This is a genomic window from Streptosporangium brasiliense, assembly GCF_030811595.1.
Lineage (GTDB): Bacteria > Actinomycetota > Actinomycetes > Streptosporangiales > Streptosporangiaceae > Streptosporangium > Streptosporangium brasiliense.
Window position 1 is genome coordinate 454,320 of sequence record NZ_JAUSRB010000001.1, and the last position, 25,420, is coordinate 479,739.

At 71.7% G+C, this 25,420-nt stretch carries 25 protein-coding genes; 11 read left to right on the forward strand and 14 right to left on the reverse strand.

Annotated features, from left to right (window positions below; translation table 11 throughout):
* Nucleotides 1-4: 4 nt before the first annotated feature.
* On the reverse strand, nt 5-988 hold the full coding sequence (locus tag J2S55_RS02020; protein ID WP_306856853.1) for an MDR family NADP-dependent oxidoreductase: 984 nt from the start codon (nt 986-988) through the stop codon (nt 5-7).
* A 91-nt stretch (nt 989-1,079) separates the two neighbouring features.
* Between J2S55_RS02020 and J2S55_RS02025 the strand changes: the two genes are divergently transcribed.
* Nucleotides 1,080-2,051, forward strand: a complete 972-nt coding sequence (locus J2S55_RS02025; RefSeq protein WP_306856854.1) for a helix-turn-helix transcriptional regulator — start codon at nt 1,080-1,082, stop codon at nt 2,049-2,051.
* 237 nt (nt 2,052-2,288) lie between these two features.
* Here the strand turns inward: J2S55_RS02025 and J2S55_RS02030 are convergent, their stop codons facing one another.
* From J2S55_RS02030 to J2S55_RS02040, 3 genes are all read right to left on the reverse strand, one after another.
* A complete protein-coding gene (locus J2S55_RS02030; RefSeq protein ID WP_306856855.1) occupies nt 2,289-3,506 on the reverse strand; it encodes an NAD(P)/FAD-dependent oxidoreductase in 1,218 nt (405 codons plus the stop codon).
* Nucleotides 3,503-3,694 (reverse strand): ferredoxin, encoded by a 192-nt coding sequence (locus tag J2S55_RS02035; protein ID WP_306856856.1) that lies wholly within the window; start codon nt 3,692-3,694, stop codon nt 3,503-3,505. Before J2S55_RS02035 ends, J2S55_RS02030 begins: the two co-directional genes overlap by 4 nt.
* A 244-nt stretch (nt 3,695-3,938) precedes the next feature.
* A complete protein-coding gene (locus J2S55_RS02040) occupies nt 3,939-4,658 on the reverse strand; it encodes a DUF2306 domain-containing protein (protein WP_306856858.1) in 720 nt (239 codons plus the stop codon).
* A gap of 102 nt (nt 4,659-4,760) precedes the next feature.
* On the opposite strand from J2S55_RS02040, the gene J2S55_RS02045 reads away from it, so the two are divergent.
* Both J2S55_RS02045 and J2S55_RS02050 read left to right on the forward strand, forming a co-directional pair.
* A complete protein-coding gene (locus J2S55_RS02045; protein WP_306856859.1) occupies nt 4,761-5,501 on the forward strand; it encodes a TetR/AcrR family transcriptional regulator in 741 nt (246 codons plus the stop codon).
* Between the two features lie 433 nt (nt 5,502-5,934).
* On the forward strand, nt 5,935-6,414 hold the full coding sequence (locus tag J2S55_RS02050) for a hypothetical protein (protein WP_306856861.1): 480 nt from the start codon (nt 5,935-5,937) through the stop codon (nt 6,412-6,414).
* Nucleotides 6,415-6,575: 161 nt separating this feature from the next.
* On the opposite strand, the gene J2S55_RS02055 is transcribed toward J2S55_RS02050, so the two are convergent.
* The 3 genes from J2S55_RS02055 to J2S55_RS02065 form a co-directional block, all read right to left on the reverse strand.
* A complete protein-coding gene (locus J2S55_RS02055; protein ID WP_306856862.1) occupies nt 6,576-8,888 on the reverse strand; it encodes an immune inhibitor A domain-containing protein in 2,313 nt (770 codons plus the stop codon).
* Nucleotides 8,889-9,173: 285 nt separating this feature from the next.
* Nucleotides 9,174-9,482, reverse strand: a complete 309-nt coding sequence (locus J2S55_RS02060) for a hypothetical protein (RefSeq protein WP_306856863.1) — start codon at nt 9,480-9,482, stop codon at nt 9,174-9,176.
* Between the two features lie 175 nt (nt 9,483-9,657).
* Nucleotides 9,658-10,419 carry an SDR family oxidoreductase gene (locus J2S55_RS02065; protein ID WP_306856865.1) on the reverse strand — a complete coding sequence of 254 codons (762 nt, stop codon included), beginning with the start codon at nt 10,417-10,419 and terminating at the stop codon, nt 9,658-9,660.
* Between the two features lie 174 nt (nt 10,420-10,593).
* Between J2S55_RS02065 and J2S55_RS02070 the strand changes: the two genes are divergently transcribed.
* From J2S55_RS02070 to J2S55_RS02090, 5 genes are all read left to right on the forward strand, one after another.
* Nucleotides 10,594-12,414 carry an ABC transporter substrate-binding protein gene (locus tag J2S55_RS02070; RefSeq protein ID WP_306856867.1) on the forward strand — a complete coding sequence of 607 codons (1,821 nt, stop codon included), beginning with the start codon at nt 10,594-10,596 and terminating at the stop codon, nt 12,412-12,414.
* Between the two features lie 7 nt (nt 12,415-12,421).
* Complete coding sequence (locus J2S55_RS02075; protein WP_306856869.1) at nt 12,422-13,474, forward strand: ABC transporter permease; 1,053 nt, start codon at nt 12,422-12,424, stop codon at nt 13,472-13,474.
* On the forward strand, nt 13,471-14,349 hold the full coding sequence (locus J2S55_RS02080; RefSeq protein WP_306856871.1) for an ABC transporter permease: 879 nt from the start codon (nt 13,471-13,473) through the stop codon (nt 14,347-14,349). The genes J2S55_RS02075 and J2S55_RS02080 overlap by 4 nt, the downstream gene beginning before the upstream one ends.
* On the forward strand, nt 14,346-15,419 hold the full coding sequence (locus J2S55_RS02085) for an ABC transporter ATP-binding protein (RefSeq protein ID WP_306856873.1): 1,074 nt from the start codon (nt 14,346-14,348) through the stop codon (nt 15,417-15,419). Before J2S55_RS02080 ends, J2S55_RS02085 begins: the two co-directional genes overlap by 4 nt.
* Before the next feature lie 64 nt (nt 15,420-15,483).
* A complete protein-coding gene (locus J2S55_RS02090; protein WP_306856875.1) occupies nt 15,484-16,458 on the forward strand; it encodes an ABC transporter ATP-binding protein in 975 nt (324 codons plus the stop codon).
* Nucleotides 16,459-16,468: 10 nt separating this feature from the next.
* Here the strand turns inward: J2S55_RS02090 and J2S55_RS02095 are convergent, their stop codons facing one another.
* The 6 genes from J2S55_RS02095 to J2S55_RS02120 all read right to left on the reverse strand — a co-directional run bounded on the left by J2S55_RS02095 (nt 16,469) and on the right by J2S55_RS02120 (nt 22,164).
* Nucleotides 16,469-17,767 (reverse strand): DUF2252 domain-containing protein, encoded by a 1,299-nt coding sequence (locus tag J2S55_RS02095; RefSeq protein WP_306856876.1) that lies wholly within the window; start codon nt 17,765-17,767, stop codon nt 16,469-16,471.
* 169 nt (nt 17,768-17,936) lie between these two features.
* Entirely contained in the window at nt 17,937-18,470 is a 534-nt protein-coding gene (locus J2S55_RS02100; RefSeq protein ID WP_306856877.1) for a hypothetical protein, read from the reverse strand.
* 192 nt (nt 18,471-18,662) lie between these two features.
* Nucleotides 18,663-19,397, reverse strand: a complete 735-nt coding sequence (locus J2S55_RS02105; RefSeq protein ID WP_306856879.1) for an AfsR/SARP family transcriptional regulator — start codon at nt 19,395-19,397, stop codon at nt 18,663-18,665.
* Between the two features lie 175 nt (nt 19,398-19,572).
* Complete coding sequence (locus J2S55_RS02110) at nt 19,573-20,352, reverse strand: SDR family oxidoreductase (RefSeq protein WP_306858542.1); 780 nt, start codon at nt 20,350-20,352, stop codon at nt 19,573-19,575.
* Between the two features lie 46 nt (nt 20,353-20,398).
* On the reverse strand, nt 20,399-21,544 hold the full coding sequence (locus tag J2S55_RS02115) for an acyl-CoA dehydrogenase family protein (protein ID WP_306856881.1): 1,146 nt from the start codon (nt 21,542-21,544) through the stop codon (nt 20,399-20,401).
* On the reverse strand, nt 21,541-22,164 hold the full coding sequence (locus J2S55_RS02120; protein ID WP_306856882.1) for a flavin reductase family protein: 624 nt from the start codon (nt 22,162-22,164) through the stop codon (nt 21,541-21,543). The genes J2S55_RS02115 and J2S55_RS02120 overlap by 4 nt, the downstream gene beginning before the upstream one ends.
* A 214-nt stretch (nt 22,165-22,378) precedes the next feature.
* Between J2S55_RS02120 and J2S55_RS02125 the strand changes: the two genes are divergently transcribed.
* Nucleotides 22,379-23,536, forward strand: coding sequence for a thiolase C-terminal domain-containing protein (locus tag J2S55_RS02125; RefSeq protein WP_306856883.1), 1,158 nt, complete (start codon nt 22,379-22,381; stop codon nt 23,534-23,536).
* Nucleotides 23,537-23,538: 2 nt separating this feature from the next.
* The gene (locus J2S55_RS02130) at nt 23,539-23,925 is read left to right on the forward strand and encodes a Zn-ribbon domain-containing OB-fold protein (protein WP_306856885.1); all 387 of its coding nucleotides are present in this window, start codon (nt 23,539-23,541) and stop codon (nt 23,923-23,925) included.
* 208 nt (nt 23,926-24,133) lie between these two features.
* Here the strand turns inward: J2S55_RS02130 and J2S55_RS02135 are convergent, their stop codons facing one another.
* A complete protein-coding gene (locus J2S55_RS02135) occupies nt 24,134-24,484 on the reverse strand; it encodes a hypothetical protein (protein ID WP_306856886.1) in 351 nt (116 codons plus the stop codon).
* Between the two features lie 135 nt (nt 24,485-24,619).
* Here J2S55_RS02135 and J2S55_RS02140 point away from each other — a divergent pair, with 135 nt between their 5' ends.
* The gene (locus J2S55_RS02140) at nt 24,620-25,366 is read left to right on the forward strand and encodes a GntR family transcriptional regulator (protein WP_306856887.1); all 747 of its coding nucleotides are present in this window, start codon (nt 24,620-24,622) and stop codon (nt 25,364-25,366) included.
* Nucleotides 25,367-25,420 lie beyond the last annotated feature (54 nt).

The window sequence follows — 25,420 nt, forward strand, 5'->3', positions numbered from 1 at the left end:
GTCGTCACGACAGCCGCACCGAGACATTGCCCCGGTAGGACCCCTGGAGCAGGGACAGGAACGCCTGCGGCACGTCCTCGATCCCGCCCTTGACGACCGTCTGCGGGTAGACGAAGCGGCCCTCGCCCAGCCAGGTGCTGAAGTGTTCCCGCCAGGCGGCGATCTGGTCGGGGGTGTGGTAGCAGGAGAACGGCAGCAGCTCGACGCCCAGGGCCTGGGCCGCGGCGTGATCGGGCTTGGGGAAGCGCTCCGCCGCACCGCCGAGCTGGCTGGACAGCGAGCCGCACAGCGCGAAGCGGGCGCCGGGCCTGGCCGTCTGCAGCGCGGCCTGATACTGCTCGCCGCCCACGACGTCGAAGAACACCGAAATGCCCTCGGGCGCGAGCTCTCGGAGCCGGTCGGCCACCGAGCCGTCGCGGTAGTCGAAGGCGGCGTCGTAGCCGAGCTCGTTCACCAGATAGTCGACCTTGGCCGGGCTGCCGGCGCTGCCGATCACCCGCGCCGCGCCCAGGCACTTGGCGATCTGCCCGGCCAGCGAGCCGACCCCGCCCGCCGCGCCGGAGACGAACACCACGTCGCCCTCGCCGACGCCCGCCACGTCGGCCATCCCGTAGTAGGCCGTGGGCCCCTGACCGAGGTAGTAGCCGGGGTCCACGACGGGATCAAGCTTGGTGTACTGGATGGCCGGGCCCGCCGAGTACTCGCTCCAGCCGGTCATCGACTGGACCAGGTCACCGACCGCGAGCTCGGGGCTGTCGGACCGGACGACGGTGCCGATGGCGGCCACGCCCACCCGCCGGCCCGGCTGCCAGGCCGGTACCGGGATGGTGCAGTCGGCGCGCATCAGCTCCAGGTAGGTCGCGGCGAGCCCGATCCGGTCAGTCCGCACCACAACCTCGCCCTCCACCTCGGTCGTGGTGACAGTGAAGTGGTCGAGCGTGGGGGTGCCGACGACCTGTGCGGTCAGCTGGATCTCGCGGGTGATCATCTCTTGGTCCTTATGTCGGTGCGGCCTTCGAAATCGACTCTAGAGAGGCTTCCGGTCACTTTTTGACCGGAAGTCGGGCGAGGATGGTGGTATGGCGAACACCAGCTCACGGACTCTCACGCTGCTCTCGCTGCTGCAGACCCACCGCCACTGGCCCGGCATGGAACTGGCCGAGCGGCTCGGGGTGTCCGAGCGGACCCTGCGCCGCGACGTTGACCGGCTGCGCGAGCTCGGCTACCCGGTCAGCGCGGCCCGCGGCACCGACGGCGGCTACCAGCTCGCGCCCGGTGCGGTCCTGCCGCCGCTGCTGCTGGATGACGAGGAGGCGGTGGCCCTCGCGGTGGGCATCGGTGACGTGGCGCAGAGCGGGATCGCCGGGATGCAGGAGGCGTCGCTGCGCGCACTCACCAAGGTGGTTCAGGTCCTGCCGCCCAGGCTGCGGGCCAGGGTGGACGCCCTGCGGGAGATGACCCTCTCCGTCGCCGCATCCGGGCCGGTCGTCGCCGCGGGAGTGCTCACCGCGGTCGCCCAGGCCTGCCGGGACCAGGAGCGGCTGCGCTTCGGCTACACCGCCAGACGCTCCGCCCCCACCGAGCGCGAGGTCGAGCCGCACCGCGTCGTCGCCCTCGGCGGACGATGGTACCTGGTCGCCTACGACCTGGCCCGGCACGACTGGCGCAGCTTCCGCCTCGACAGGCTGACCGAGCCGGCCGCGACCGGCACGCGCTTCCGACCGCGTCCGCTCCCGGCCGAGGACGCCGCGGCCTTCGTCCAGGAAGCCGGCGGGGCGCCGGCGCCGTACACGGTCCAGGCGCTCGTCCACGCCCCCGCGGCCCGGGTACGGCAGGCGGTCGGTCAGTGGGGCACGATCGAACCGCTCGACCACGGCACCTGCCGGATCACCATGACCTCGACCTCTCTCGATTGGCCGACCCAGGCGCTGGGCAATGTGGGCGCCGAGTTCGAGGTGCTGGGGCCGCCGGAGTTCGCCGCGCACGTCCAGGAGTGGGGCGCACGCTTCATCCGGGCCACCAGCGCACCCGACAGACCGTCCCCGCCATAGCCGGATCGCGACGGTGGCGCGGCGTCCGGGTACAACGCCACGCTGGTCCACCGGCGCGCTGTCGTGCCGTTGGGCAGGGGTCCCGGTGGTAACGGCGCACGACATCCAGGTGGAGAAGATTCATCAGGGCGCACCCAGGACGACCTGCCCGCGCTGCACGGCAGGCGGCCGGGCCTGCCCGGTGGGGGCTGCGCCTTCCGGCCGGTCGTGTCAACGCTCACCGCCGGTATCTCCCTGTCACACCTTCTCCATGGCCGCGGCCCTGCGGCGCTCGGCGAACTCCAGGCCCTCGGCCCACGAGGCACCGCGCATGATGAGCCCGCGGTACTTCATGATCTGAGCCTGACCGTTCATCGTCAGAGTCCCGGCCAGGCGACCGCCTTCTCGATAGAGAGCGACGAAGTGGTTCCCGCCGGGGTCTCCGTCGATCACGCGGATCTCATCGGTGGCCGGGACCCCGACGAACTGGATGCGCGAGCCGTACCAATCCGACCAGAAATACGGCACCGTGGAGTACGGCTTGGCGTTGCCGGGGTCGAGTGCGTTGCGCGCTGCGACGGCCCCCTGCTCGGCCGCGCTGGTCCAGTGCTCCAGCCGCATGTGCCGATCGAACGCCGGATTGCGCCAGCGGGCGACGTCCCCGGCGGCGTACACCCCTGGAGCTCCGGTGCACAGGGTCTCGTCGCAGACGACACCGTTGTCCAGGGACAGCCCCGACCCGGCGAGCCAGTCGACGGCGGGCACCGCGCCGATGCCGGCCACCACCAGGTCGGCCGGCAGCACGGTCCCGTCGGTGAGCCGGACCCGCTCGACCCTCCTCTCGCCCTCGACGGCTGCCACACCGGCCCCGCATCGCAGATCCGTGCCGTTGCGTGTGTGCAGGACGGCGCAGGCCGTTCCCATGGTCTCGCCGACCGCGCGCGCCAGCGGGGTGGGCAGCGCCTCGACGATCGTCACCTCCAGGCCGCGCTCGCGGGCGGCGGAGGCGACCTCGGAGCCGATGAATCCGGCGCCGACGACGACCGTGCGGGCACCGGCGTCCAGCGCCCGCCGTACGGCGATCGCGTCGTCGCGGGTGCGCAGGGTGTGGACCCCGTCCAGCCCCTCGGTGCCCGGCAGGGTCCGGGCCGTGGCACCGGTCGCGATGACCAGGGCGTCGTAGCCGTACTCGCGATCCCCGGCCCGGACGGTCCGGGCAGCGGTGTCCAGTGCGGTCGCCGCCGTGCCGAGCGCCAGTTCGGTACCCAGTCCGTCGCGGAGCACGTCTTCGGAACGGAAGGGGGGCAGCCCGGCCCCGCCCAGGAACTCCTTGGACAGCGGCGGCCGGTCGTAGGGCAGGTGGGGTTCGGCACCGATGAGGGTGATGGAGCCGTCGAAGCCGCTCCTGCGGGCCGCCTCGACCGCCCGCAGGCCCGCCAGGGAGGCTCCGGCGACCACCAGCCGCCGCTCGGTCATGACTTGAGCCGCAGCGCTTCGGTCGGGCAGCCCTCGACCGCCGCCCGCAGCCCGTCGAGGTCCTCCTCCGGCATGTCCTCCCGCAGCAGGACCAGCTCACCGTCGCCGTCGACCTCGAAGTACTCCGGAGCGAGCGACTCGCAGATGCCCAGGCCGGCGCACCTGGCACGGTCAATGGTGATCTTCATTGTTCCTCCTTGGACGGATGCGCCGGCTCTGACGGCCGGACGCGACAGGGTGGCGCTCAGCGATCTCGTCGACGACGAGATCGGCGGTCTCGGCGCAGGCCGTGGTGCCGCCGTTGGCGTACTCCTCGACCCCGTCCCAGACGTTCCACAGGTCCGCGATCGGGGGCTGGGGGCCGGGTCGAAGCCGGCGGCGGTTCCGGGGCGGGCGGTCGTTCCGGGACCGTTCCGGGATCGGCCTCCGGGATCAGGCCGCGAGCGTGCTGCGGCGGCCGCGGCGGGCCACCTCGCGCTCCAGGTACCACTCCATGGCCAGCAGCGGGATCGTCCAGCCGAGCCAGCCGGCCAGCCCGGAGGTCGTCCACGCCACCAGGTTGGGGTCGCCGTGGAAGACGGTGTCCTGCAGCGGGGGCAGGGCGATGATCAGGATCACGGTCCACACCCGGTTGGTGATGATGGAGTAGGTCAGCACGGTGCTGCGCAGCATCCAGCGCCGGTGGTCGGCGTACCGGCGGGCGCGGGCGGCGCGCCAGCCCGCCCCGGTGAAGGCGAGCCACAGCAGGGCGAGGAGCACGTCGCTGACCGCGAGGAACAGCCCGAACGGGCTGCCTGCCCCGATGGCCAGGCCGGTCAGGCCGGCCGGCAGCACCCCGGCGAACACGTAGACCCGCCCGGCGCGCCGGTGCCACACCGGGTGCCGTCGGCGGAACCACGGCCACACCTGGAAGAACGCGGTGACCATGGCGACCGTGGCGACCAGCACGTGTGCCACGAGCAGCGGGTAGTGCAGGCCGAACCCCTCTGGCTGCGGCACCCGGGACAGCGACGGGTCCCCGGTCAGGTACGGCGGCAGCGAGAACGCGAGGAATCCGGCCGTGAGCAGGCCGAGCGGCGCCGTCCAGGGGCGCCGCCACCACGGACGTCGGTGGGCCGGTACCGGCGGAGGGCTGTCGATCGTCGTGTGCATGACGGCTCCAAGGGGGATGGTCGAGCAGATGCGTATGCCATACGCTTACTGCGTATCATATACGCAATGCGTAGGCCATACGCAAACTGGTAGGCTCCTGGAATGCCGGACGACATCGAAGACGGGCTGCCACACGCGCTGAACGTGCTGTGGGGGCGGACCAAGCCGAAGGGGCGGGGACGCACGCCCGCGCTCAGCCTGGAGCGGATCGTGGCGGCGGCCGTCGCCCTCGCCGACGAGGAGGGCCTGGCCGCGCTGTCCATGGCCCGGCTCGCCGACCGGCTCGGCTGCGCGCCCATGTCGCTGTACCGGCACGTGGCCGGCAAGGACGACCTGCAGCTGTTCATGCTGGCCGCCGCGCCCGGCCCGCCGCCGGAGTTCGGCACGGCGCCGGCCGACTGGCGCGGCTCACTCACCCGGTGGGCCGTCGAGCTGTTCGGCGTCTACCTACGGCATCCATGGATCGTCCAGCTGGTGAACTCCCCGCCGATGGACCCCGGCCAGCTCGCCTGGCTGGACGCCGCGCTGCGCGCCCTCGACGGCACGCCGCTGGACCCGCGGGCCCGGCTCTCAATCGTCATGCTGACGGTGCACTACGTACGCGGCGCGGCCCAGCTCCTGACGTCCATGACCGCCGAACCGGAGGAAAAGGCCGACGAGACGTACGCCGCCCTGCTCACCGAGCTCGCCGACCCCGGCCGGTTCCCGGCGCTGGCCCGCGCCGTCGAGGCCGGGGTGTTCGCCCCCCGCCCAGGGGCCGGCCCGGACGACGACTTCCGCGCCGGCCTGGACCACCTGCTCGACGGGGTGGGGGTGGCGATCGAACGCGCCGCCCGGGCCTGAGCCGGGTCAGCCGGCGGCCGGCTCGGGGCAGTGAGACCGAGCCGTGCGAGCGGCGCGGCAGGCCGACGTCGGCCGGCGCCGCTCCGAACTCCGGTGGCGAGGGCCTGGTCGAGGCCGGCGCGGTTTGCGGCGGGTGGTGCCGGAGAAGCCGATTCCCGATATTGGGTAAGGCCCTTAATTGGATTGTGTAATGCCCTTAATTAAGGGCGGACTCGGTATCGCCCGCAGTAGGGCGAATGGCGTCCGGTGGGGTGCCGATCTGGCGCGGCGTTTCATTGCATGGCGCCGCAGGATTGCAGCGTTCCAAGGCGCTCCAAGCAATTTTCCGGCAATTCTCTTGGAGCTCACCCCTGTGCAATGTGACATGTGGCATCTTATAAATCACGGGCGCCCGGCAACGGGGCTGGGCGCCCGATCCCAACGGAGGAATTCGATGAACCAGATCGTCAACCGCGGTCTCGCGCTCGTGATGGCCGGGGCCGCCATCGCCGGCGGGCTCGCGATGAGCACTCCCGCCTCGGCCGCGACTCTCACGACGACGACCACATGCAGCACCAGCGGTCCGATCCAGGGGCTGAACGTCAAGGCGTGCGTGGACGTCACCGGCGGTCAGGTGCGGGTCTACGGGATCATCGGCGCCCTAGGCATCTCCGAGCCCCCGGTCAACCCCCGCAGCGTCGGTGCGCTGGTCTCCGGCGCGATCGTCGGCGGTGCCCCGCTCGGGTCGGGGAGCCAGGCGCTGAGCATCTGGAACAACACCTTCACCGTCGAGGGCGTCACCACGACCGTGGCCTCCGGGACCACGGTCCGCGCCAAGGTGGAGATCACCCCCGGCCCGGTGGGCCCCGGTGGCGGCGGCACGCCCCTGCCCGGCCCGACCTCCGTCTCCGTCGATGTGCCGGTCATCTACTGATCCGGCCCGGGGCGACTGAATGAGCGGGGGCGCGCGACCACGGTCGCGCGCCCCCGCGCGTTCGCCCCCGCGTGCTCACCCGGCCGCGGGTGGCAGGCGGCCGTCATCGGCCGCCGGGATCCGGGCTCTCCGGGCCCGGTGGAACGCGAGCCCGCGCCCGCTCAGGAGGCGGGGCCCACCGTGATGGTGGTGCGAAGGCCCTTGGCGGCTTCCCGGACCACCTTGATCTCGGTGTTGGTGTCGGGAGGCCGGACGCCCAGCAGGGGGCTGGTGCTGTACCAGTAGACGCCGGTGCGGTCGTTGAAGGCCGGGACGGCGGGGAGCGAGGGGAAGGTCGTCTTGGCGCTGTCCTTGTGCAGCGCGAAACGGCCGGTGGAGGACAGGCCGAAGGGGGCGTCGAAGCCCTGGAGCCGGTCGTTGACCATGCTGTTGTCTTTCCAGAGCAGCGGGACCGGGTGGGCGTCGATGGGCAGGATCATGCCCTCGCCGGGGTGGTTACGGGTGGCGTTGTCGGTGTAGTAGGTGTCCCAGAGCCAGACGAGGACGCCCTCCCGGTAGGAGTAGTGCTCGTAGATCTCGCGCCGGGTGGGGTCGTTGGAGAAGCCTGCGCTGTAGGGGCCGGTCTTGAGGTAGGCGCCGTAGCCGGTGTAGCGCCGGTTCTCGGCGATGTAGGCGCGGGGGTGTTGCTTGGTCCCGGTCTTGCCGACGCGGCTGAAGCCCGCCGCGCTCCAGCCGTTGTCGCCGTTCTCGGCGTCGTCGGTGACGGCGCCGGTGACGGCGTCGACGATGAAGCCGTTCTCGGCGGTGTTGGTGTCGGTGAAGTAGCGGAACCGGAACTGGATCTTCTTCCCCCGGTAGGCGTCCAGCGGGAGGCTCAGGTCGGTCCAGCCGCTGCGTCCGGTGATGCCGGGCACGCCGTTGACGCTCGGGATCGGCTGCCCGCCGACGGTGCCGCCGATCGGCGTCCAGACCTTGCCGTCCTCGGAGACCTCGGCGTAGAGGTAGTCGAAGTCCTGCTCGATCTGGTACCAGACCTTGGCGTTCAGGACGGCCGGGGCCGCGCCGGTCAGGTCGATCTCGCGGCTGAGCGTCTCGTTGAGGTAGTCGCCCCTGCCGCTCCACCACTGATGGGAGCCCTGGGCCGGCTCGACCAGCTCGGTGGTGACCGTGTGCGGTGGCAGGTCGACGATGACGGCCTGTGGGTCGGCGGTGTTGTAGGAGCTCACGCCGAGGGTGTGGGTGGACGCCGTGGCGGCCTTGGCCCTGTCGTGGGACAGCCAGCCGAGCCGCAGTTTGCTCCAGGCGTCCAGGTCGCCCGGATACTCGCCGCTCGGTCCGTCCTTCCTGCTCAGGTACGAGGCGCTGGACATGAGCGACCAGAACTGGACGCTGTTGCTCCCGCCGCCGTCGTACAGGTCGGGTAAGCCCAGGTCGTGGCCGTACTCGTGGGCGATCAGGCCGACGCCGCTGTTCTCGCCGGCGGTCAGGAACTTGCCGACCCAGACGCCGGTGTCGCCGATCTGGGTGCCGCCCCGCAGGTTGCCCGCCGGACCGGAGCTCCCGCGCAGGTTCCAGTAGGCGTCGTGGTTGACCGCCCACAGCGCGTCCGCGCCCTGCGCGCCGCCGCCCCATGTCTCGTCGACACCGGCGTGGATCACCTGGAAGCGGTCGATGTAGCCGTCGGGCTCGTCGAAGTCGCCGTCGAAGTCGTGGTCGTAGCGGTCCCAGACGTCGTAGGACTTGAGCTCGGCCGTGATGTCCTCGACGCTGCGGCCCTTGGCGCGCTCGGCGTCGTACCAGGCGTTGGCGGAGTCTTTGACGAAGTCGAACAGGGGGGTGTCGCAGTCCAGGCCGCTGTCGCAGCGGGGGGTGCCGTAGCGGGACTCGTTGTAGGGGACCTTCACCCAGTCGGAGACGTAGCCGTCGAAGTCGTACCGGCCGGCGGACTGGAGCCGGTAGAAGTTGCGCAGCGAGTTGGCGCCCTGGGCGCCGTTGAAGTAGATGTCCTGGTAGTAGGCCCGGCTGAAGTCCCGCTGCCAGAGCGTGTGGTTGTCGTAGCCCCGCTGGGGTCTGGGGATCTGGTTGTGCAGCGGGCCGGGTACGCCGCCGTAGCGGATCTTTCCTCCGTGCAGGGTCGTGTTGTCGATCTTGTTGCCGAACTCGGCGAGCACGGTGAAGATCTTGTCCTTGCGTTCGAGGGCGAGCTCGACGTACCGGTCGCCGACCTTGACCTTGCCCGAGGAGCGCTTGCCCGCCTGGGGGGCGGTCAGCGCCTGCTCCATGGCCTTGGTCCGGAGGGACTGCTCTTCGACCGCGAACGGGCTGACCGCGTCCGAATGCCGGCCGTCCCCGGGCTTGGCGGCGGGAAGCTTGGGGGCCGGGTCCGGGTCCGCGGCGGCGAGGCCGGGCAGCGCGGAGGCGCCCAGGGCCGTCCCGACCAGCCCGGCCGCGAGCATGGTGATGAGCTTACGCACGTGGGGGGAGTTCCTTTCGGAAACGGGGAGTGTCACGCGTAATATGTCACATCACATTAATTGCGAACAAGGGGGATTTGTTGTAGTTGATATCCCCATTAAGGGACATGATTTAATGCTTGCGGCCTATTCAACGCATTGTCCCATTTAAGGATCGATAGGCGTTTTGTGGCGCGATGTGCTGGCGTCGAGCCTCTGCTCTCCGGCCGGCCGGGGAAGTCGAGCCTCTGCTCTCGGGCCGGACGGGGCAGGGGGCGGTGCCCGCCGACGTCCGGCCCTCGGCTCTCAGTCTTCGCCGTGATAGGCGCGTAGCGCGTGGCGTGCCTGGTGACGGCTGCGGCGGCGCTCTTCGCGCCGGAAGCGGTACCACTCCCGGCCCCCGTCACCGCGGCCGCAGTGGAACAGGTAGTAGGTGTGGGCGGTGGCGCCCCAGTAACAACCGTCCGTGCGGTGGCTCAGGGACGCGCTGTCGGCGGTGATCTCCTCCGGTAGCGTGCACGGCCCGGACCGGTGATCATGCACGGGCAGGCAGGTCACCATCGGCGCCTCGGCCATCCGCACCCACCAGGGCCGGGTCTTGTCGGTCTTGCTCATACGGTCACCTTTCGGCTCCGTGACACCCCGGGATGGGGCTGTCATGGGACCGGATGCACCGTGATCACCTCCGACTCCGCGCGATGGACCGGGACCGAGGGTGAGGTTGCCGCTCGGAGAGGCCGGCTCCCACGCTACCGCGGGCCGCGGGAGCCCGGCGAGTGGCGGGACGGGACTAGCCGCGGGCGGAGATGCCGCCGTCCACGGGGATGACCGCCCCGGTGAGATAGGCGCCCGCCCGCGACGACAGGAAGATCGCGGTGCCGGCCATGTCCTCCGGGCTGCCGATGCGGCCCAGCGGCACGTGGGACTCGATCGCCGAGCGGGTCGCCGGGTCGTCGAGCGCGAAGGCCATCATCTTCGACTCGAACGGGCCCGGCGCGATGGCGTTGACCGTGATCGACTCGCCGGCCAGCCGCTGGGACAGGTGCCGGGTGAGCATGTGCACGGCCGCCTTGGCCGCCGAGTAGGCGTAGTTCTCCATCGCGGGCACCCGCATCCCGTCGATCGACCCGATGTTGATCACCCTGGCCGGCTCCTCCGGGGTCGCGGCGGCGCGCAGCAGCGGCAGGAAGCGCTGGGTCAGGTGGAAGACGCCCTTGACGTTGATCCCCCAGAGCTTGTCGAAGGCGTGCTCCGGATACTCCTCAAGGGGTGCGCCCCAGGTCGCTCCGGCGTTGTTGACCAGCACGTCCAGCCGTGACTCCCGTGCGGTGACCGCCGCGACGAGCGTGCGGGCGCCGTCCTCGGTGGACAGGTCGGCCGGCACGGCGACGCATCCCAGCTCGGCGGCCGTCTTCTCGACCTCGGCGGCCTTGCGCGAGGAGATGTAGACGGTCGCCCCGGCCGCCACGAAACCGGCCGCGATCATCCTGCCGATCCCGCGCGAGCCGCCGGTGACGACGACGGTCTTGCCTTCCACCGAGAACAGATCCATGGTCGGCAGCATGCCGCACCGCCGGACGCCCGTCCATACCGAACGGTTGGTTGAAAATTAACGTCACGGAAAGAAACAAGAATGAAACAATCTTCCACCGCTCGTTGACGTGCGGCGTCTCTATGGTGTGCCTTCGTCTACAACGGACCACCGGCTCGGAGATGGGACACCACCATGACGAGAATGGGCGCGCGGCTGGCCGCGCTCGGCCTGACCCTGCTGTTGGCGATACTCCCGGCGACGCAGGCGCTGGCCGGACAGGCGCCCGCGACGGGCAAGAAAATCGTGCGAGTGGGCGCCCTGCAGGCCGTCGACTCGCTGAACCCGTTCCTGGCGGTCCGGGTGGTCTCCTCCTCCATCCACCGGTGGATGTACGGCTTCCTCACCGTCCCCGACCCCAAGACCCTGCAGCCGAGCCCCGACCTGGCCGAGTCGTGGGAGACGGCCGACGACAAGCTGACCTGGACCTTCAAGATCCGTGCCAACGCCAAGTGGTCGGACGGCCGGCCGGTCACCGCGCAGGACGCCGCGTGGACCTTCAACACGGTCATGACCGTCGACGCGGCCAAGCAGGCCAACGGTCCGGCGGTGGAGAACTTCGAGAGCGTCACGGCGACCGATGACCGGACCCTGGTCATCAAGACCAAGAAGCCACAGGCCTCGATGCTGGAGAACCCCATCCCGATCGTGCCCAAGCACGTCTGGGAGAAGGTCGGCGACCTCGGCAAGTTCGAGAACGACCGGTTCCCGGCCGCCGGCAGTGGCCCGTACCTCCCGGTCGAGTACAAGAAGGACGCCTACATCAAGCTCAGGGCCAACCCCGACTACTGGCGGGGCGCCCCCAAGATCGACGAGCTGCACGTCGTCTTCTACGAGAACCCCGAGGCCGCCATCGCGGGCCTGAAGAAGGGCGACATCGACCTGATCGGCCGGCTGGACGCTCCCCAGTTCCAGGCGCTGGCGGGCGCTCCGGACATCGTCCAGTGGAACACCCTCGGCCGCCGGGCCGCCTACCTGCAGATCAACCACGGCGCGAAGACGATCGACGACAAGCCGGTCGGCGACGGGCACCCGGCCCTGAAGGACCCGAAGGTCCGGCAGGCCATCCACTACGCGATCGACAAGCAGGCACTGGTCGACCAGGTGCAGAACGGCCTGGCCGTGCCGGCCGACGGGTCCGTCATCCCGCCGATGTACAAGGACTTCTTCTGGAAGGCCGAGGGCGACGACCTCGTCACCCACGACGTGGCGAAGGCCAACAAGATCCTCGATGACGCCGGCTACAAGAAGGGTCCCGACGGGATCCGGACGATGCCCGACGGCGAGCGCAAGCTGGAGATGCGCTTCAGCATCCACACCGAGGTCCCGGTCGAGGACAAACTCGCGCAGTTCCTGACCGGCTGGTTGAAGGACATCGGCATCGCGCTCACGACGAAGAAGCTCGACTCCAGCAAGTTCACCGAGGAGACCGGCTTCACCGGTCTGTTCGACATCGCGATCAGCGGCTGGTCGGTCAACCCCGACCCCGAGGAGGTCCTGGCCACCCACCTGTGCAGCCGCCGGCCCACGGCAGGCGGCGAGGGCGGCGGCACCGAGTCGTTCTACTGCGACCCCGAGTACGAGAAGCTCTACCAGGAGCAGCTGACCGAGCTCGACCGCGCCAAGCGCATCGAGATCATCAAGCAGATGCAGAGGCGCCTCTACACCGACGCCCCGGTCATCGCCATCTACTATCCCAACAACCTCGAGGGCTACCGCAAGGACAAGATCACCAGCATCACCCCGATCCCCGAGGACAAGGGCCTGCTGTACGGCGGCAGCAGCTCCTGGCCCTTCTACTCGCTGGACGCGGTGGCCGCGCCGGCGGCGGGCACGTCCGGCGGCGGCCTCGGCACCGGCCTCGTCGCGGGCATCGCCGCCGCCGTGGTCGTCCTGGGCGCGGGCGGTTTCCTGCTCGCCAGGCGGCGCCGCTCCGCGGCGGACGAACGCGAGTGACCCCTCGATGACAGCGCCTCTCGACACCGAGCCCGCCGCCGGCCCGGCGGCGGGCTCCGGCCAGGAGCGCGGCGCCCGCCGGACGGTGCTGCGCTACGCGCTGGCGAAGGCCGGCGGGGCCGTGCTCAGCGTCGCCATGGTCATCGTCGCGACGTTCTTCGTCTTCCGGCTGATCCCCGGCGACCCCGCGATCGCCTACACGCGCGACGTACCGCTCAGCCCCGAACAGCTCGACCTGCTCCGCCACCAGATGGGGCTCGACAGGCCCCTGGCGCAGCAGTTCCTCGACTTCGTGCTGCGGACCCTCAGGCTGGACCTCGGCACCTCCTACGAGTACAAGCGCCCGGTCGTCGACCTCATCGGCGAGCGGGTCGGCCCGACGCTGGTGCTGGTGGGCACCGGACTGGTCATCGCGGTCAGCCTGGGTCTGTGGCAGGGCACCCGGGCGGCGTGGAAGCACGGCAGCCGGTTCGACCGCCTGTCCACCGGCCTGTCGCTCGTCCTGTGGTCGGTGCCGACGTTCTGGCTGGGACTGCTGCTGCTGATGGTCCTGGCCGCCGGGGTGGGGCCGATCCCGGGGATGTTCCCCACCCGGGGCATGGAGGGGATCGACGCGCCCGACGGGCCCGCCTACCTCCTGCACGTCGCCCACCACCTCGTGCTGCCGTGCCTCACCCTGGTCGCCGTGGTCTACGCGCAGTACCTGCTGGTCATGCGCTCCTCGCTGCTCGACGAGATCGGCCAGGACTACGTGACCACCGCGCGCGCCAAGGGGCTGCGCGACGACGAGGTACGGCGGCGCCACGCCGTGCCCAACGCGCTCCTGCCGACCGTGACGCTGGTGTTCATCCACATCGGGTTCGTGGTCGGGGGAGCGGTCTCGGTGGAGACCGTCTACTCCTGGCCGGGTCTCGGTCTGCTGTTCTACGAGGCGATCAAGGGACCGGACTTCGCGGTCATGCAGGGGACGTTCATGGTGGTGTGCACCGCGGTGATCGTCATGAACACGCTGGCCGACGTGGCCTACCACGTCCTGGACCCGAGGGTGAGGTCGGCGTGAGCGTCACCTGGACCCGCCGCAGGGCGGCGCTGTCGCGCTTCTGGCGAGACTACCGCCGGCAGCGGGCCGGACTGTACGGCGCCGCGATCCTGATCACGGCCGTCGTCCTGGCCCTCCTCACCCCGCTGGTCACCGACCCGGCCGGGATGGACGTCACCAAGGCGACGGGCGCCAAGATGGCCGCCCCGAGCCTGGACTTCCCGCTGGGCACCGACGAGTCGGGCCGGTCCGTCCTGCTGATGATCCTGTGGGGCTCGCGTGTCTCGCTGCTCATCGGCTTCATGTCGGCCCTGCTCAGCATGACCATCGGCACGGTGATGGGCATCGCGGCGGGCCACTTCCGCGGCTGGACCTCGGCCGTGCTGATGCGGATCACCGACTGGTTCCTGGTCCTGCCCTCGCTCGTGCTGGCCCTGGTGCTCGCGGCCATCCTCGGTGGCGGCACCTCCACCATCATCCTGGCGATCGGCGTGACCTCCTGGGCGTCCACCGCGCGGCTGATCCGGGCGCAGACCCTGTCGGTCGAGGCCAGGCCCTACATCGAACGCTCCAGAGCCCTCGGCGCGGGACACTGGCACATCATGACCAGGCACGTGCTGCCGAACGTCGCCCCGCTGGTGCTGGCCAACACCACCCTGCAGGTGGCCAGCGCCATCGTCGCCGAGTCGACGCTGGCCTTCCTCGGCGCCGACTCGGGCAGCGTGTCGTGGGGCGGCATGCTGCGCGGCTCCTACGACTGGGGCGCCGCCACCTCCGGCGCGTGGTGGTACATCCTCGCGCCCGGCCTGTGCATCGTCGCGGTCGTCATGGCGTTCACGCTCTGCGGCCGGGCGCTGGAGGCCGTACTCAACCCACGCCTGCGGGGGGCCTCGTGACTCTGCTCGAACTGCGCGATGTGACGGTGACCTACCGGGGCACCGCCGGAGAGGTGCCCGCCGTACGGGGGGTGTCCCTGGACCTGGCCGCCGGTCAGGCCCTCGGCGTGGCGGGGGAGTCCGGGTCGGGCAAGTCGACGCTGGCCATGGCCCTGCTGCGGCTGCTGCCCCGGGACGCGCGCGTGTCCGGCGAGATCCTGCTGGACGGGGAGGACGTGCTCACGATGAAGTGGGGACGGCTGCGCGCGGTGCGGTGGGCGTCGGCCTCGGTGGTCTTCCAGGGGGCCCAGCACGCCCTGAACCCGGTGCGGCGGATCGAGGACCAGCTCGCCGAGCCCCTGCTGGTCCACGGGCTGGCGACCCCGGCCGCGGCCCGCCGGAAGGTGGCGGAGCTGCTGGAACAGGTCGGCATGCCCGCCTGGCGCGCCCGCGGCTACCCGCACGAGCTGTCCGGCGGGCAGCGCCAGCGGGTGATGATCGCCATGGCGCTGGCCTGCTCGCCACGCCTGATCATCGCCGACGAGCCGACGACGGCCCTGGACGTCATGATCCAGGCCCAGGTGCTCGCGCTGATCCGCTCGCTCATCGCCGAGCACGGCATCGGCATGATCATGATCTCCCACGACCTGTCGGTCCTGGCCTCGATGTGCGACCGGCTGGCGGTCATGTACGCCGGGCGCGTGGTCGAGTCGGGCCCCTCGCACGAGGTCTTCCAGGACGCCCGCCATCCCTACAGCCGGGCGCTGGCCGCCGCCTTCCCCACGGTCGGCGACCCCGCCTCCCGGATGGCGCCCAAGGGCCTGGGCGGGGACCCGCCCGACCCCCGGCACCTGCCCACCGGCTGCTCCTTCCACCCGAGGTGCCAGGTCTCCCTGCCCTCGTGCGCGTCGCGGGAGGTCGAGCTGTGGCCCGCGGGCGGCGGCCCGGCCCCGCACACCGCCGCGTGCGTGCGCGTCCTGCCGGAGACGGCCGGGGCACAGGGTGAGCACGGTGAGGAGCCAGGGGCGCACGGTGAGGAGCCCGGGGCGCGGGGCGCCGTGTCCGGCCGGCCGGTGGAGGAGGTCCAGTGACCGGGCGGATCACACGCACCGGCAAGCACCGCATCTCGGTCGTCCGACCGACGGAGGGGGCCACATGAGCCTGCTGGAAGCCCGCGACCTGCACGTGGAGTTCTCCTCACGCGGGCGGCGCGCCCGCGCGGTGGACGGGGTGAACCTCCAGGTGGGCGAGGGGGAGATCGTCGCGCTGGTGGGTGAGTCCGGCTGCGGCAAGACGACGCTGGCGCGCACCCTGCTCGGCCTGGAGCGGCCCACCTCGGGATCGGTCCTGTACGGCGGGGCGCCCCTGTCCTACGGCTCGCGCGCCCTGAAGGCGTACCGCCGCGAGGCGCAGCTCGTGCTGCAGGACCCGACCGGGTCGCTCAACCCCCGGCACACCGTCTACGAGGCGGTGGCCGAGGGGCCGCGGATCCACCGCCTGGCCGGGGAGGAGGAGCGGGTCGCCTCGGCGCTGTCGCGCGCCGGGCTGCGCCCGCCGGAGCGCTTCTTCCACTCCTACCCCCACGAGCTGTCCGGCGGCCAGCGCCAGCGCGTCGTCATCGCCGGAGCCCTCGCGCTGGAGCCCCGGCTCCTGGTGGCCGACGAGCCGGTGGCCTCGCTGGACGCCTCGGTCCGCGGCGAGATCCTCGCCCTGCTGCTGCGGCTCCGCGCCGAGCTGGGCCTGTCGGCCCTGGTGGTCACCCACGACCTCGGGCTGGCCTGGAACATCGCCGACCGCGTCGCGGTGATGTATCTCGGCAGGATCGTCGAGTCAGGACCCGTCGAGCAGATCCTGAAGTCGCCGTCCCACCCCTACACGCAGGCGCTGCTGTCGGTGCTCCCCGAGTCGCCGTCGCCGGTCGTGCTGGGCGGCGAGCCGCCGGACCCGACCCGGATCCCGCAGGGCTGCCGCTTCCACCCGCGCTGCCAGGTCCTGGCCGCGGGCGCGGCCGCCGAGGCCGGGGTCGAGGGGCGGTGCAGATCACAGCCGCTGCCCGTGCTCCCCTCCGTGCCCGGGTCGCAGGCCGCCTGCCACTACGCCGGGGCGCGCCGGGGACAGCCGCGGCCGTGATCCGGCGCCCTCAGAGGCCGGGGAGGCGGCCGTTGCGGAACAGGTCGACGAAGCGCTGGTGGTCGGTCCTGGCCTGCGCGCCGTAGGAGTGGGCGAACTCGACGAGCATGGCGGTGAAGCCGTCGGCGTCGCCGCCGATCACCGCCACGATCGCGTCCTCGGTGGAGAAGTCGACCAGGTCGTGGCTGGACTCGTCGTCGGCCACCGAGTGCATCCGGGCCACGGCCCGGCCGAGGTCGCCGATCACCGAGGCCAGCTCGTCCGGCTCGTTGACGTCGCCCCAGTCGAGGTCGGCGGAGTAGGGGGAGACCTCGGCGACGAGCTGGCCGACGCCGTTCAGGGTGGTGTAGCCGAGCCACGGGTCGGCGTAGGCCTGCAGGGCCCGCTGCGACTCGGCGGTGCGGTGGCCCTGGTGCCTGAAGTAGCCGTGCACCTTCTCGTCGGAGATGTGCCGGGCCACGGCGGGGACCTGGGCCTGCTTCATGTAGAGGATGACGTCGTTCTCCAGGGCCTGGGTGTGGCCCTCCAGCAACATGTTGTAGGAGGGCAGCCCGGCCGAGCCGATGCCGACGCCCGTGCGGAGCGCGAAGTCCTTGATCCGGTGCTCGACCCCGGAGACGGCGGGGAGCGTGGTCAGGTAGTCCTGGAAGGCCGCCTCCACCGCGTGCCGGGTCTCCTCGTCGATCGGGAAACGGCCCTCCATGGCGGCGAACCTGCGGTCGAAGTTGTCGATCGTGGTCTCGGCGTCCAGCAGCGCCACCCGGGTGTTGAGCCGGGCCACCTGCAGCACCCGGTGGAGCACGCCGGTGGTGGTCTCCAGGGTCAGCGAGCCGATCGCGTCGTCCCCGCCCTCGGAGATGCCGGTCAGCTCGGCGAGGTAGGCGTGGGCGAACCCGGCCACCAGATCGGTGATCACCTCGTCCGACAGCGCCTTGGCGTACCCGATGAGCGCGACGCTGGCCACGAACCGCTTGAGGTCCCAGACATAGGGCCCGACGTAGGCCTCGTCGAAGTCGTTGACGTTGAAGACCAGGACGCCCGAGGCGTTCATGTAGGTGCCGAAGTTCTCGGCGTGCAGGTCACCGTGGATCCACACCCGGCGCGTCTGGCCGTCGAGGAAGGACCCGTCGGCGAACGCCCCGGTCATGTCCGCGTAGAACAGGCTGGCGCTGCCCCGGTAGAAGGCGAAGGGCGAGGCGGCCATCTTCCGGAACTTGCGCCGGAAGGCCGCGGGGTCGCGCTTGATGGAGTCACCGAACTCGGTGATCAGGACGTCGAGAATGTGCGCCGAGCGCCCATCGGTGGTCATGATGCGCACGTTAGAGGGAGAAGCCCGAACCGCGCCATATGCGGGACGTCACGGATCTGGAACGTACCAATGACCCGCCGGGCATGACCGCTCCCCGGCGCGGCACGGACCGAGGGGGAGGGGCGTGGCGGCGGACGCCGTGCCGCCTCCCCCGCTCGGGCGCTCTCACTTACCGGGTGCCGGATCCGCCGCTACCGCCACCGGATCCGCCGCCACCGCCACCGGCCCCGCCGGACCCGCCGCTACCGCCGCCGCCACCGGCCCCGCCGGACCCGCCGGATCCGCCGCCGGACCCGCCACCGGGTCCGCCGCTACCGCCACCGCCACCGCCGCCGGGCGGCGTGGTCGTGGTCGTGGTCGAGGGTTTGGGCTTGGGCTGCGTGCAGCTGTGGTAGCCCTCGTTGTAGCCGTCCCGGAATCCCCTGGCGTAGTTCCCGGAACCGCTGATGTTGAGGTCATGGGGCCGCCCGGCCTTGCAGTCGCCCCGGCCGTCCGCGAAGCCGTCTCGTCTACCCGCTCTGTACCGTTTACCGGGCTTTTCGGATGTGGAGGTGAGCACGGTCGTCAGGTTCACCATGGTGCCGGTCCCCGCCGGCTGCACGGGGCCGGGGACGGCCATGGCCTGCGAGGGCACGGCGGGTCCCAGTGCGAGGGCGCCCAGGAGCGCCGGCCCCATCAGCAGCAGACGTCGCTTGCCATGCATGCCTGTCTCCTTTCGGGAGCAGGGCCGTCCACGGCACCATCCGGTGGCCGGGTCCGGTCCTGACCTCCTCGTTCATCGTGACCAGCCCGGCGTCACCCGGCCGCGACGCCGGTGTGATGCGGGCGTGACCACGCATGCGGGCGTGACCACGCCGCGGGAGAGGCCGGGCTCCGCCGGCAGGTGAGACCGCCGTCAGCGGCCGGTGCCCGGGCGCAGCCCGGCGACGAGTCCGCACAGGCGTGGCGTCGGCTGAAGGCCCAGCTCGGCCTGGAGATGGTGGCTGTAGTGCTCGAAGCACCGCAGCGCCTCGGCCTGGTTGCCCTCGGCCAGGTAGGCCCGGATGAGCGCGGCGCGGGCGCTTTCGCGCAGTGGTTCGGCGCGCACGGCCACGCTGGCGGCGGCGACCGCGTCGGCGTACCGGCCGGCCGTGATGAAGTCGGCGGTCAGCGCCTCCAGCGCGTGCAGGCGCCGCTGGTGCCACTCCTCCGCCTCGACGACGGCCCAGTCGTCGTACCAGCCGGGCAACAGGCTGTCCGACAGCAGGGCGACGGCCTCCGCGCTGAGGTCCCGCTCGTGGGTCGGCGTGGTGGGGTCGAGGACGCGCTGGGCCAGTGACCGGGCCTCGTGGAAGTCGACGTGGGCCCCGGGGCGCAGGCATATCTCGGTCGAGCCGACGCTGAGCACCTGCCGTCCGGCGCCGTTCAGGCGGACCAGCGCCGAGCGCAGGCTCGCACCCGCGCGCCGCTCCGGCGCGTCGGGCCAGAGGGTCCCCGCCAGCAGGTTGCGGGGCACGGGATGGCCGCACAGGGCGACGAACGCCAGGAGGCGCTCGGACCCGCCGGAGACCGTCACCTGGCCGCCCGCGGCCAGCAGCCGGAAGCCGCCCAGAAGGGCGACACGCGGAGGGGACTGGTCGCTGCTCTCCATGGTCCTCCCGTCCCCCCACCTCGGGGAACAGAGCCGTTCGGTCGGCAGCCCTTCCATCTCCGACTATTGTCCGATACCCACCCAAGCCGTGTCGACCCACTCACACTCTTCGATCTCGGCCCTGAGCTGGGCCGATGTCGACGGCGCCGGCCGTACGGGCGCAGGGCGCGCGGTCCTACGGGTGGCGGCTGGAGACCGAGACCACCTCGCCGGTCATGTACGTGGAGTAGTCGCTCGCCAGGAAGACGATCACGTTGGCCACCTCCCACGGCTCGGCCGGGCGGCCGAACGCCTCGCGGGCGGTGAGCTCGGCGAGCAGCTCGTCGCTGGTGACCTTGGCCAGGAAGGGGTGCATGGCCAGGGACGGGGCGACCGCGTTGACCCGGACGCCGTGCGGGGCGGCCTCCACGGCGGCGCATCTGGTCAGCGCCATCACCCCGGCCTTGGCGGCGGCGTAGTGGGACTGGCCCTCCTGGGCCCGCCAGCCGATCACCGAGGAGTTGTTGACGATCACCCCCGAGCCCCGCGGGACCATCAGCCGCAGGGCGGCCCGGGTGCAGCGCATCGTGCCGGTGAGGGTCACCCCCAGCACCGCGTCCCACTGCCCGTCGGTCATGTCGACGAGCCTGGCCGTACCGCCCAGGCCGGCGTTGTTGACCACCACGTCCAGCCGCCCGTGCGCCTGCTCCACCGCTTCGAACAGCTCCTGGACCTGGGCCTCGGAGGTGACGTCGCACGGCACCGCGAGCGGCCGGACCCCGGTCAGCTCGGCCAGCGCGTCGGCGGCCTCGCCCAGCCGCCGCTCGTGGCGGTCGGAGATGACCACGCTGGCGCCCTCCTCGGCGCAGCGCCGGGCCGTGGCGTATCCGATGCCCGCGCCGGCCGCGGCCGTGACCAGCGTGACCTTCCCGTCGAGCAGGCCGTGGGGGCGGGGGTAGGGGGGAGGCGGAGGGATCACCTGGGCTCCGTTCCGGCGGGGGAGGGGGGCGGGCACGGCCGGCTCAGCCCTTGGGCAGGCCCAGGGTGCGCTCGGCGATGATGTTGCGCTGGATCTCGCTGGACCCGGCGTAGATGGTGTCGGCGCGGCTGAACAGGTAGAGCCGCTGCAGGTCGTTCAGCTCGTACGGCGGGCCGTCGGCGACCAGGCCCTCCCGGCCCTGGACGGCCTGGGCCAGCTCGCCCAGCCGCCGGTGCCACTCCGACCAGTAGAGCTTGCCGATCGACACCTCGGGGCCCGGTTCCCCGGCCGACAGCGAGGTCATCGTGCGCAGCGCGTTCAGGCGCATGATCTGCAGCTCCAGCCACGACTGGACCAGCCGGTCGCGCAGCACCGGGTCGGCGGCGGCCCCGGTCCGCCTCGCGGTCTCCACGACCCCGGCGAACTCCCGCTGGAAGCCGATCTGCTGGCCGAGGGTGGAGGCGCCGCGCTCGTAGCCGAGCGTGGCCATGGCCACCCGCCAGCCCTCGCCGGGGGCGCCCAGGACGTTGGCGGCGGGGGTGCGGGCACCGTCGAAGAAGACCTCGTTGAACTCGCTGGTGCCGGTCATCTGGACGATGGGTCGGACCTCGACCCCCGGCTGGTCCATCGGGACCAGCAGGTAGGACAGGCCCCGGTGCCGCTGCGAGCCGGGCTCGGTCCGGGCGATCACGAAACACCAGTCGGCCACGTGGGCCAGTGAGGTCCACACCTTCTGGCCGGTGATCACCCAGTGGCCGTCTTCGAGGTGGGCGCGGGTCCGCACGCCGGCCAGGTCGGAGCCCGCGTCGGGTTCGGAGTAGCCCTGGCACCACAGCTCCTCGCCCCGCCGGATGGGGGGCAGGAAGCGCCGTCGCTGCTCCTCGGTGCCGTGGTCGATGATGGTCGGCCCGATCAACCCCTCGCCGATGTGCCCGACCCTGGCCGGGGCCGCCGCGCGGGCGTACTCCTCGTGGAAGGCGACCTGCTCCTCCAGCGTCGCGTCCCGCCCGCCGTACTGCCTGGGCCAGCCCAGGCACGTCCAGCCGGCCTCGCCGAGCAGCCGCTCCCAGGCCAGGCGGACGTCGTGGCTCTCGTGCTCGCGGCCCGGCCCGCCCAGACCGCGGGCGTGCGCGAACTCGCCGTCGAGATGCTCGGCCAGCCAGGCGCGGATCTCCTCGCGCAGGGTCATGAGCGGAACCGGCCGTAGCCGCCCCGGAAGAACAGCAGCGGCCCGCCGTCGCCGTGGAGGCCGAGCTGGTGGACCCGGGCGACGACGATGACGTGGTCGCCCGCCGGGTACTCGGCCTCGATCGTGCAGTCGATCCAGGCCAGTGCCTCGTCGATCACCGGGCTGCCGCCGGGGGAGTCGGTCCAGGTCAGGCCGGCGAACTTGGTGCCGCCCCGGCTCGCGAGCGCGGCGCAGACCGCTTCCTGGTGCTCGGCGAGCACGTTGACGGTCTGGCTCTTGGCCGCGCGCAGGCGCGGCCAGCTCGTGCTGGTGTGCGCCACGCAGAAGGCCACCAGGGGCGGGTCCAGCGAGACCGAGGTGAAGGAGTTGGCGGCCAGGCCGCACGGCTCGCCGCTGTCGGGGTCGATGGCGGTGATGGCGACGACGCCGGTGGCGAAATGGCCCAGCACGGAGCGGAACCATGTGCCGTCCACGGCCTGGGCGCGGTTGTCGGCTCCGTCGGACAGGCCTTGGGGAAGGCCACTGTGCATGGCGACTCCGTTGGCGATGATCCCGCGTGCGCCGGGGGTGACGCGCAGGTGACCGTCCGGCTCCAGCAGCCGGGCCGCATGGGTGTTCATGGTCGCACTCGCCTCCTCGATCGCGCCAGGTCGGCCCCCGAGGGAAGTTCGGCGGCGGACGGCGTCCTCCGCCGTCTCCGTTCATATTACCAAGCGCTTGCTTGGATAACAGTGGAGCGCCGGAAAAAGTGGTGGCCGTCACGTCCCGTTGACACCCAGGGGTGGTCCTGCCTAGCCTTTGGCCAAGCGCTTGCTTGTATTCGGAGGGGTGTGCGTGGGCGGTTTCCGGGACCGTACGGCCGTCGCGGGGGTCGGATACACGCGCCTGTCCAGGGACTCCGGGGTGAGCACGCTGACCCTGGCCTGTGAGGCGGTCCTGGCCGCGCTGGAGGACGCCGGACTGACCGTCGACGACGTCGACGGGATCGCCACCCACCGGGTCGGCGACTCCGCAGCCCCCTCGGTGGTCGGCCCCGCGCTCGGCATCCACCGGCCGGCCTGGCACCTGGACCAGTTCGGCGGCGGCAGCGTCTCCCACGCGGTGGTCGGGCAGGCCGCGCTCGCGGTCGCGGCGGGGGTGGCCGAGACGATCGTCTGCTACCGGGCGATCAACGCCCGCTCGGAGTTCCGGATGGGCGGCACGGGCCGGGGGCTGCCGGTCGGCCCGGAGGTGCAGTACCAGGCGCCCTACGGATACTTCGCGCCGCCGCAGCAGTACGCGATGGTCGCCCGCGCCCACATGGAGAGGTACGGCACGCGGCCCGAGCACTTCGGCCGGCTCGCCGTCACGCAGCGGGCCAACGCGGCACGCAACCCCCGCGCGCTCATGCGCACCCCGATCACCCTGGACGACTACCTGGGCAGCCGGTGGATCGCCGAGCCGTTCCGGCTGCTCGACTGCTGCCTGGAGACCGACGGGGCCTGCGCGCTCGTCATCACCGGCGCGGACCGGGCCCGTGACCTGAGGCGGCCGCCCGTGCTGATCTCCGCGGCGGCGTGGGGCGGCGGCGACTCCTTCCTGTCCGGCGGCGGCACGGACGTCACGGTGACCGCCGCGGCCGAGCTGGCCCCCCGCCTCTACCGCCAGGCGGGTGTCGGTCCCGCCGAGATCGACGTGGCCGAGATCTACGACTGCTTCACCTACTCGGTGATCGTGCAGTTGGAGGACTACGGCTTCTGCGCCAAGGGCGAGGGCGGGCCGTACGTCGCCTCCGGCGCCACCGCGCTCGGCGGTGAGCTGCCGGTCAACACGCACGGCGGGTTCCTGTCCGAGGGGTACGTGCACGGCGTCAACCACATCGCCGAGGCCGTCTCGCAACTGCGGGGCGATGCGGGCGAGCGGCAGGTGGAGGGCGCCGAGGTGGCCCTGTCCACCGCCCAGCCCGGCTACATCCTGCCCGCCACCTCGGCCCTGATCCTCCGGAAGGGGTGAGCGTGCGCCCGGTCACCGATCGCGACTCGGCGGAGTGGTGGGAGCGGGTCGCCCGGCACGAGTTCGCCGTCCAGGAGTGCGACTCCTGCGGCACGCTCCGCTTCCCGGCCCGGGCCTACTGCCACCGCTGCCGGACCCGCCGGTGGCACTGGCGGCCGATCGCCCCGGCCGGCCGCGTCGAAAGCTGGATCGTCAGCCACCAGCCCTTCCTCGCCGGGGTGACCGAGCCCTACGTCGTGGTGATGGTACGGCTGGCGGACGCGCCCGAATGCGTGATGTACGGCAACTGGGACTGGCCGGAGCCGCCGGTCGCGGGCGGGCCCGTCCGGGCGGTCTTCGCCGTGGTGGACGAGGAGCTGTCCCTGATCAACTGGCGGCCGGCGGAGTGACGCGGCCGCAGGGGACGGGCGGCCCGGGAGTGCCGGGGGAGGCCCCGGGCCGCACGTCCGGTCGAGGTCGGGACGGGCCGCCGGAGCCGACGGAGGGCGCGTCCTGACGGGAGCGCGCCCTGGCGGGCGTGGGGGACCCGCCAGGACGCGCTCCGTCCCCGGCGCGGCGGTGTGAGGACCCCGGCGAGGGTTGGGGTCCTGGCACCGGCTAATCGCGCGCGGAGCGGGTGGGGGGAGAGGAGTGGCCCCGGGGGCCCGTCCTCTCCCCGGAGGGGGCACCGCGGGCCGGCGACCGGTGGTGACGTGAGATGAGACGCGCCGCCCCGACCGGGTCGCCGGCCGGGTGGGAGGTCTCGCGGCCGGCCTCGCTCCACACGAACAGGCCGCTCTTGCACCACACGGTGAGATCGGTCAGCACCGAAAGCACGGACATCCCGCTCCCGTTGCTCTGGTAGGTGTGGGTGAATCCCTGGCGATGCAACGCGTAGCGCAGTAAACGTGTTGCCTCGCAGGGATCGCGCCAGGGCAGGTAGGGCGCGTCCGCGCGGATCGACGGCACCGGTCTCACCTCCTCGCCGACCTTTCGATGGATTTGTACCAACGATTGGATGATGCGGGTATTGGGAGGTTGGGTCAAGGGGCTGTTCCCCGCTAGAACCAGATCGTCTAGTTTTGTTGGCACAAAGGGGACTAAATGGCACGGTCAACGCTGTATCAGTTGGTGGCCTCCGAGCTTCGGAGGACCATCTACTCCGGTGCGCTCGGACCGGGAGATCAGCTGCCGACCGAAGCGGAGCTCATGCTGACCCACCAGGTCAGCCGTAACACCGTGCGGCTCGCCCTCGGTGAGCTGGTCAACGAGGGCCTGGTCACCCGCACCCCGCGCAGGGGCACCGTGGTCAGGGAGCGCCGCCCGCTGCTCATCCACCCCCAGCGAGAGCTCCAGCCGCAGCCCGAGGAGACCAGGGAGGCATTCGCCTGGGCGGTCTCCCAGGAGGGCCGCGAGCCCAGCCAGGAGATCGAGGTCTCGATCGTGCAGCCCGTCGAGGAGATCGCCAGCAGGCTGGAGCTGCCCGACGAGGAGCTCGCCGTGGTCCGCCGCAGGCTCCGGTTCGTGGACGGCCAGCCGTACAACACCAACGACTCCTACTTCCCCCTGGCGCTGGTCGCCGGCTCCGAGATCGCCCGTCCCGGCGACATCATGCGCGGCGCCAACCGGGTGCTGGAGGAGCTCGGCCACCCCCAGGTCCGCGTGGTGGACGACATCTGGGCGCGGATGCCCACCAGCTCGGAGGCCGAGCGGCTCCAGCTCCAGTCGGGGACGCCCGTGGTCGTCTACGTCCGGGTCGGATACGACGAGACCGACACCGCCGTACGTGTCGCCGTGTCGGTGCTCCCCGCCGACAAGCACCTGATCAGATACGAGCTGGAAAGCCGTTGACGTCTCCGTGGCCGCCCTGACGGGGCGGCCCGAACACCGTCCGCGCCGCGGGCG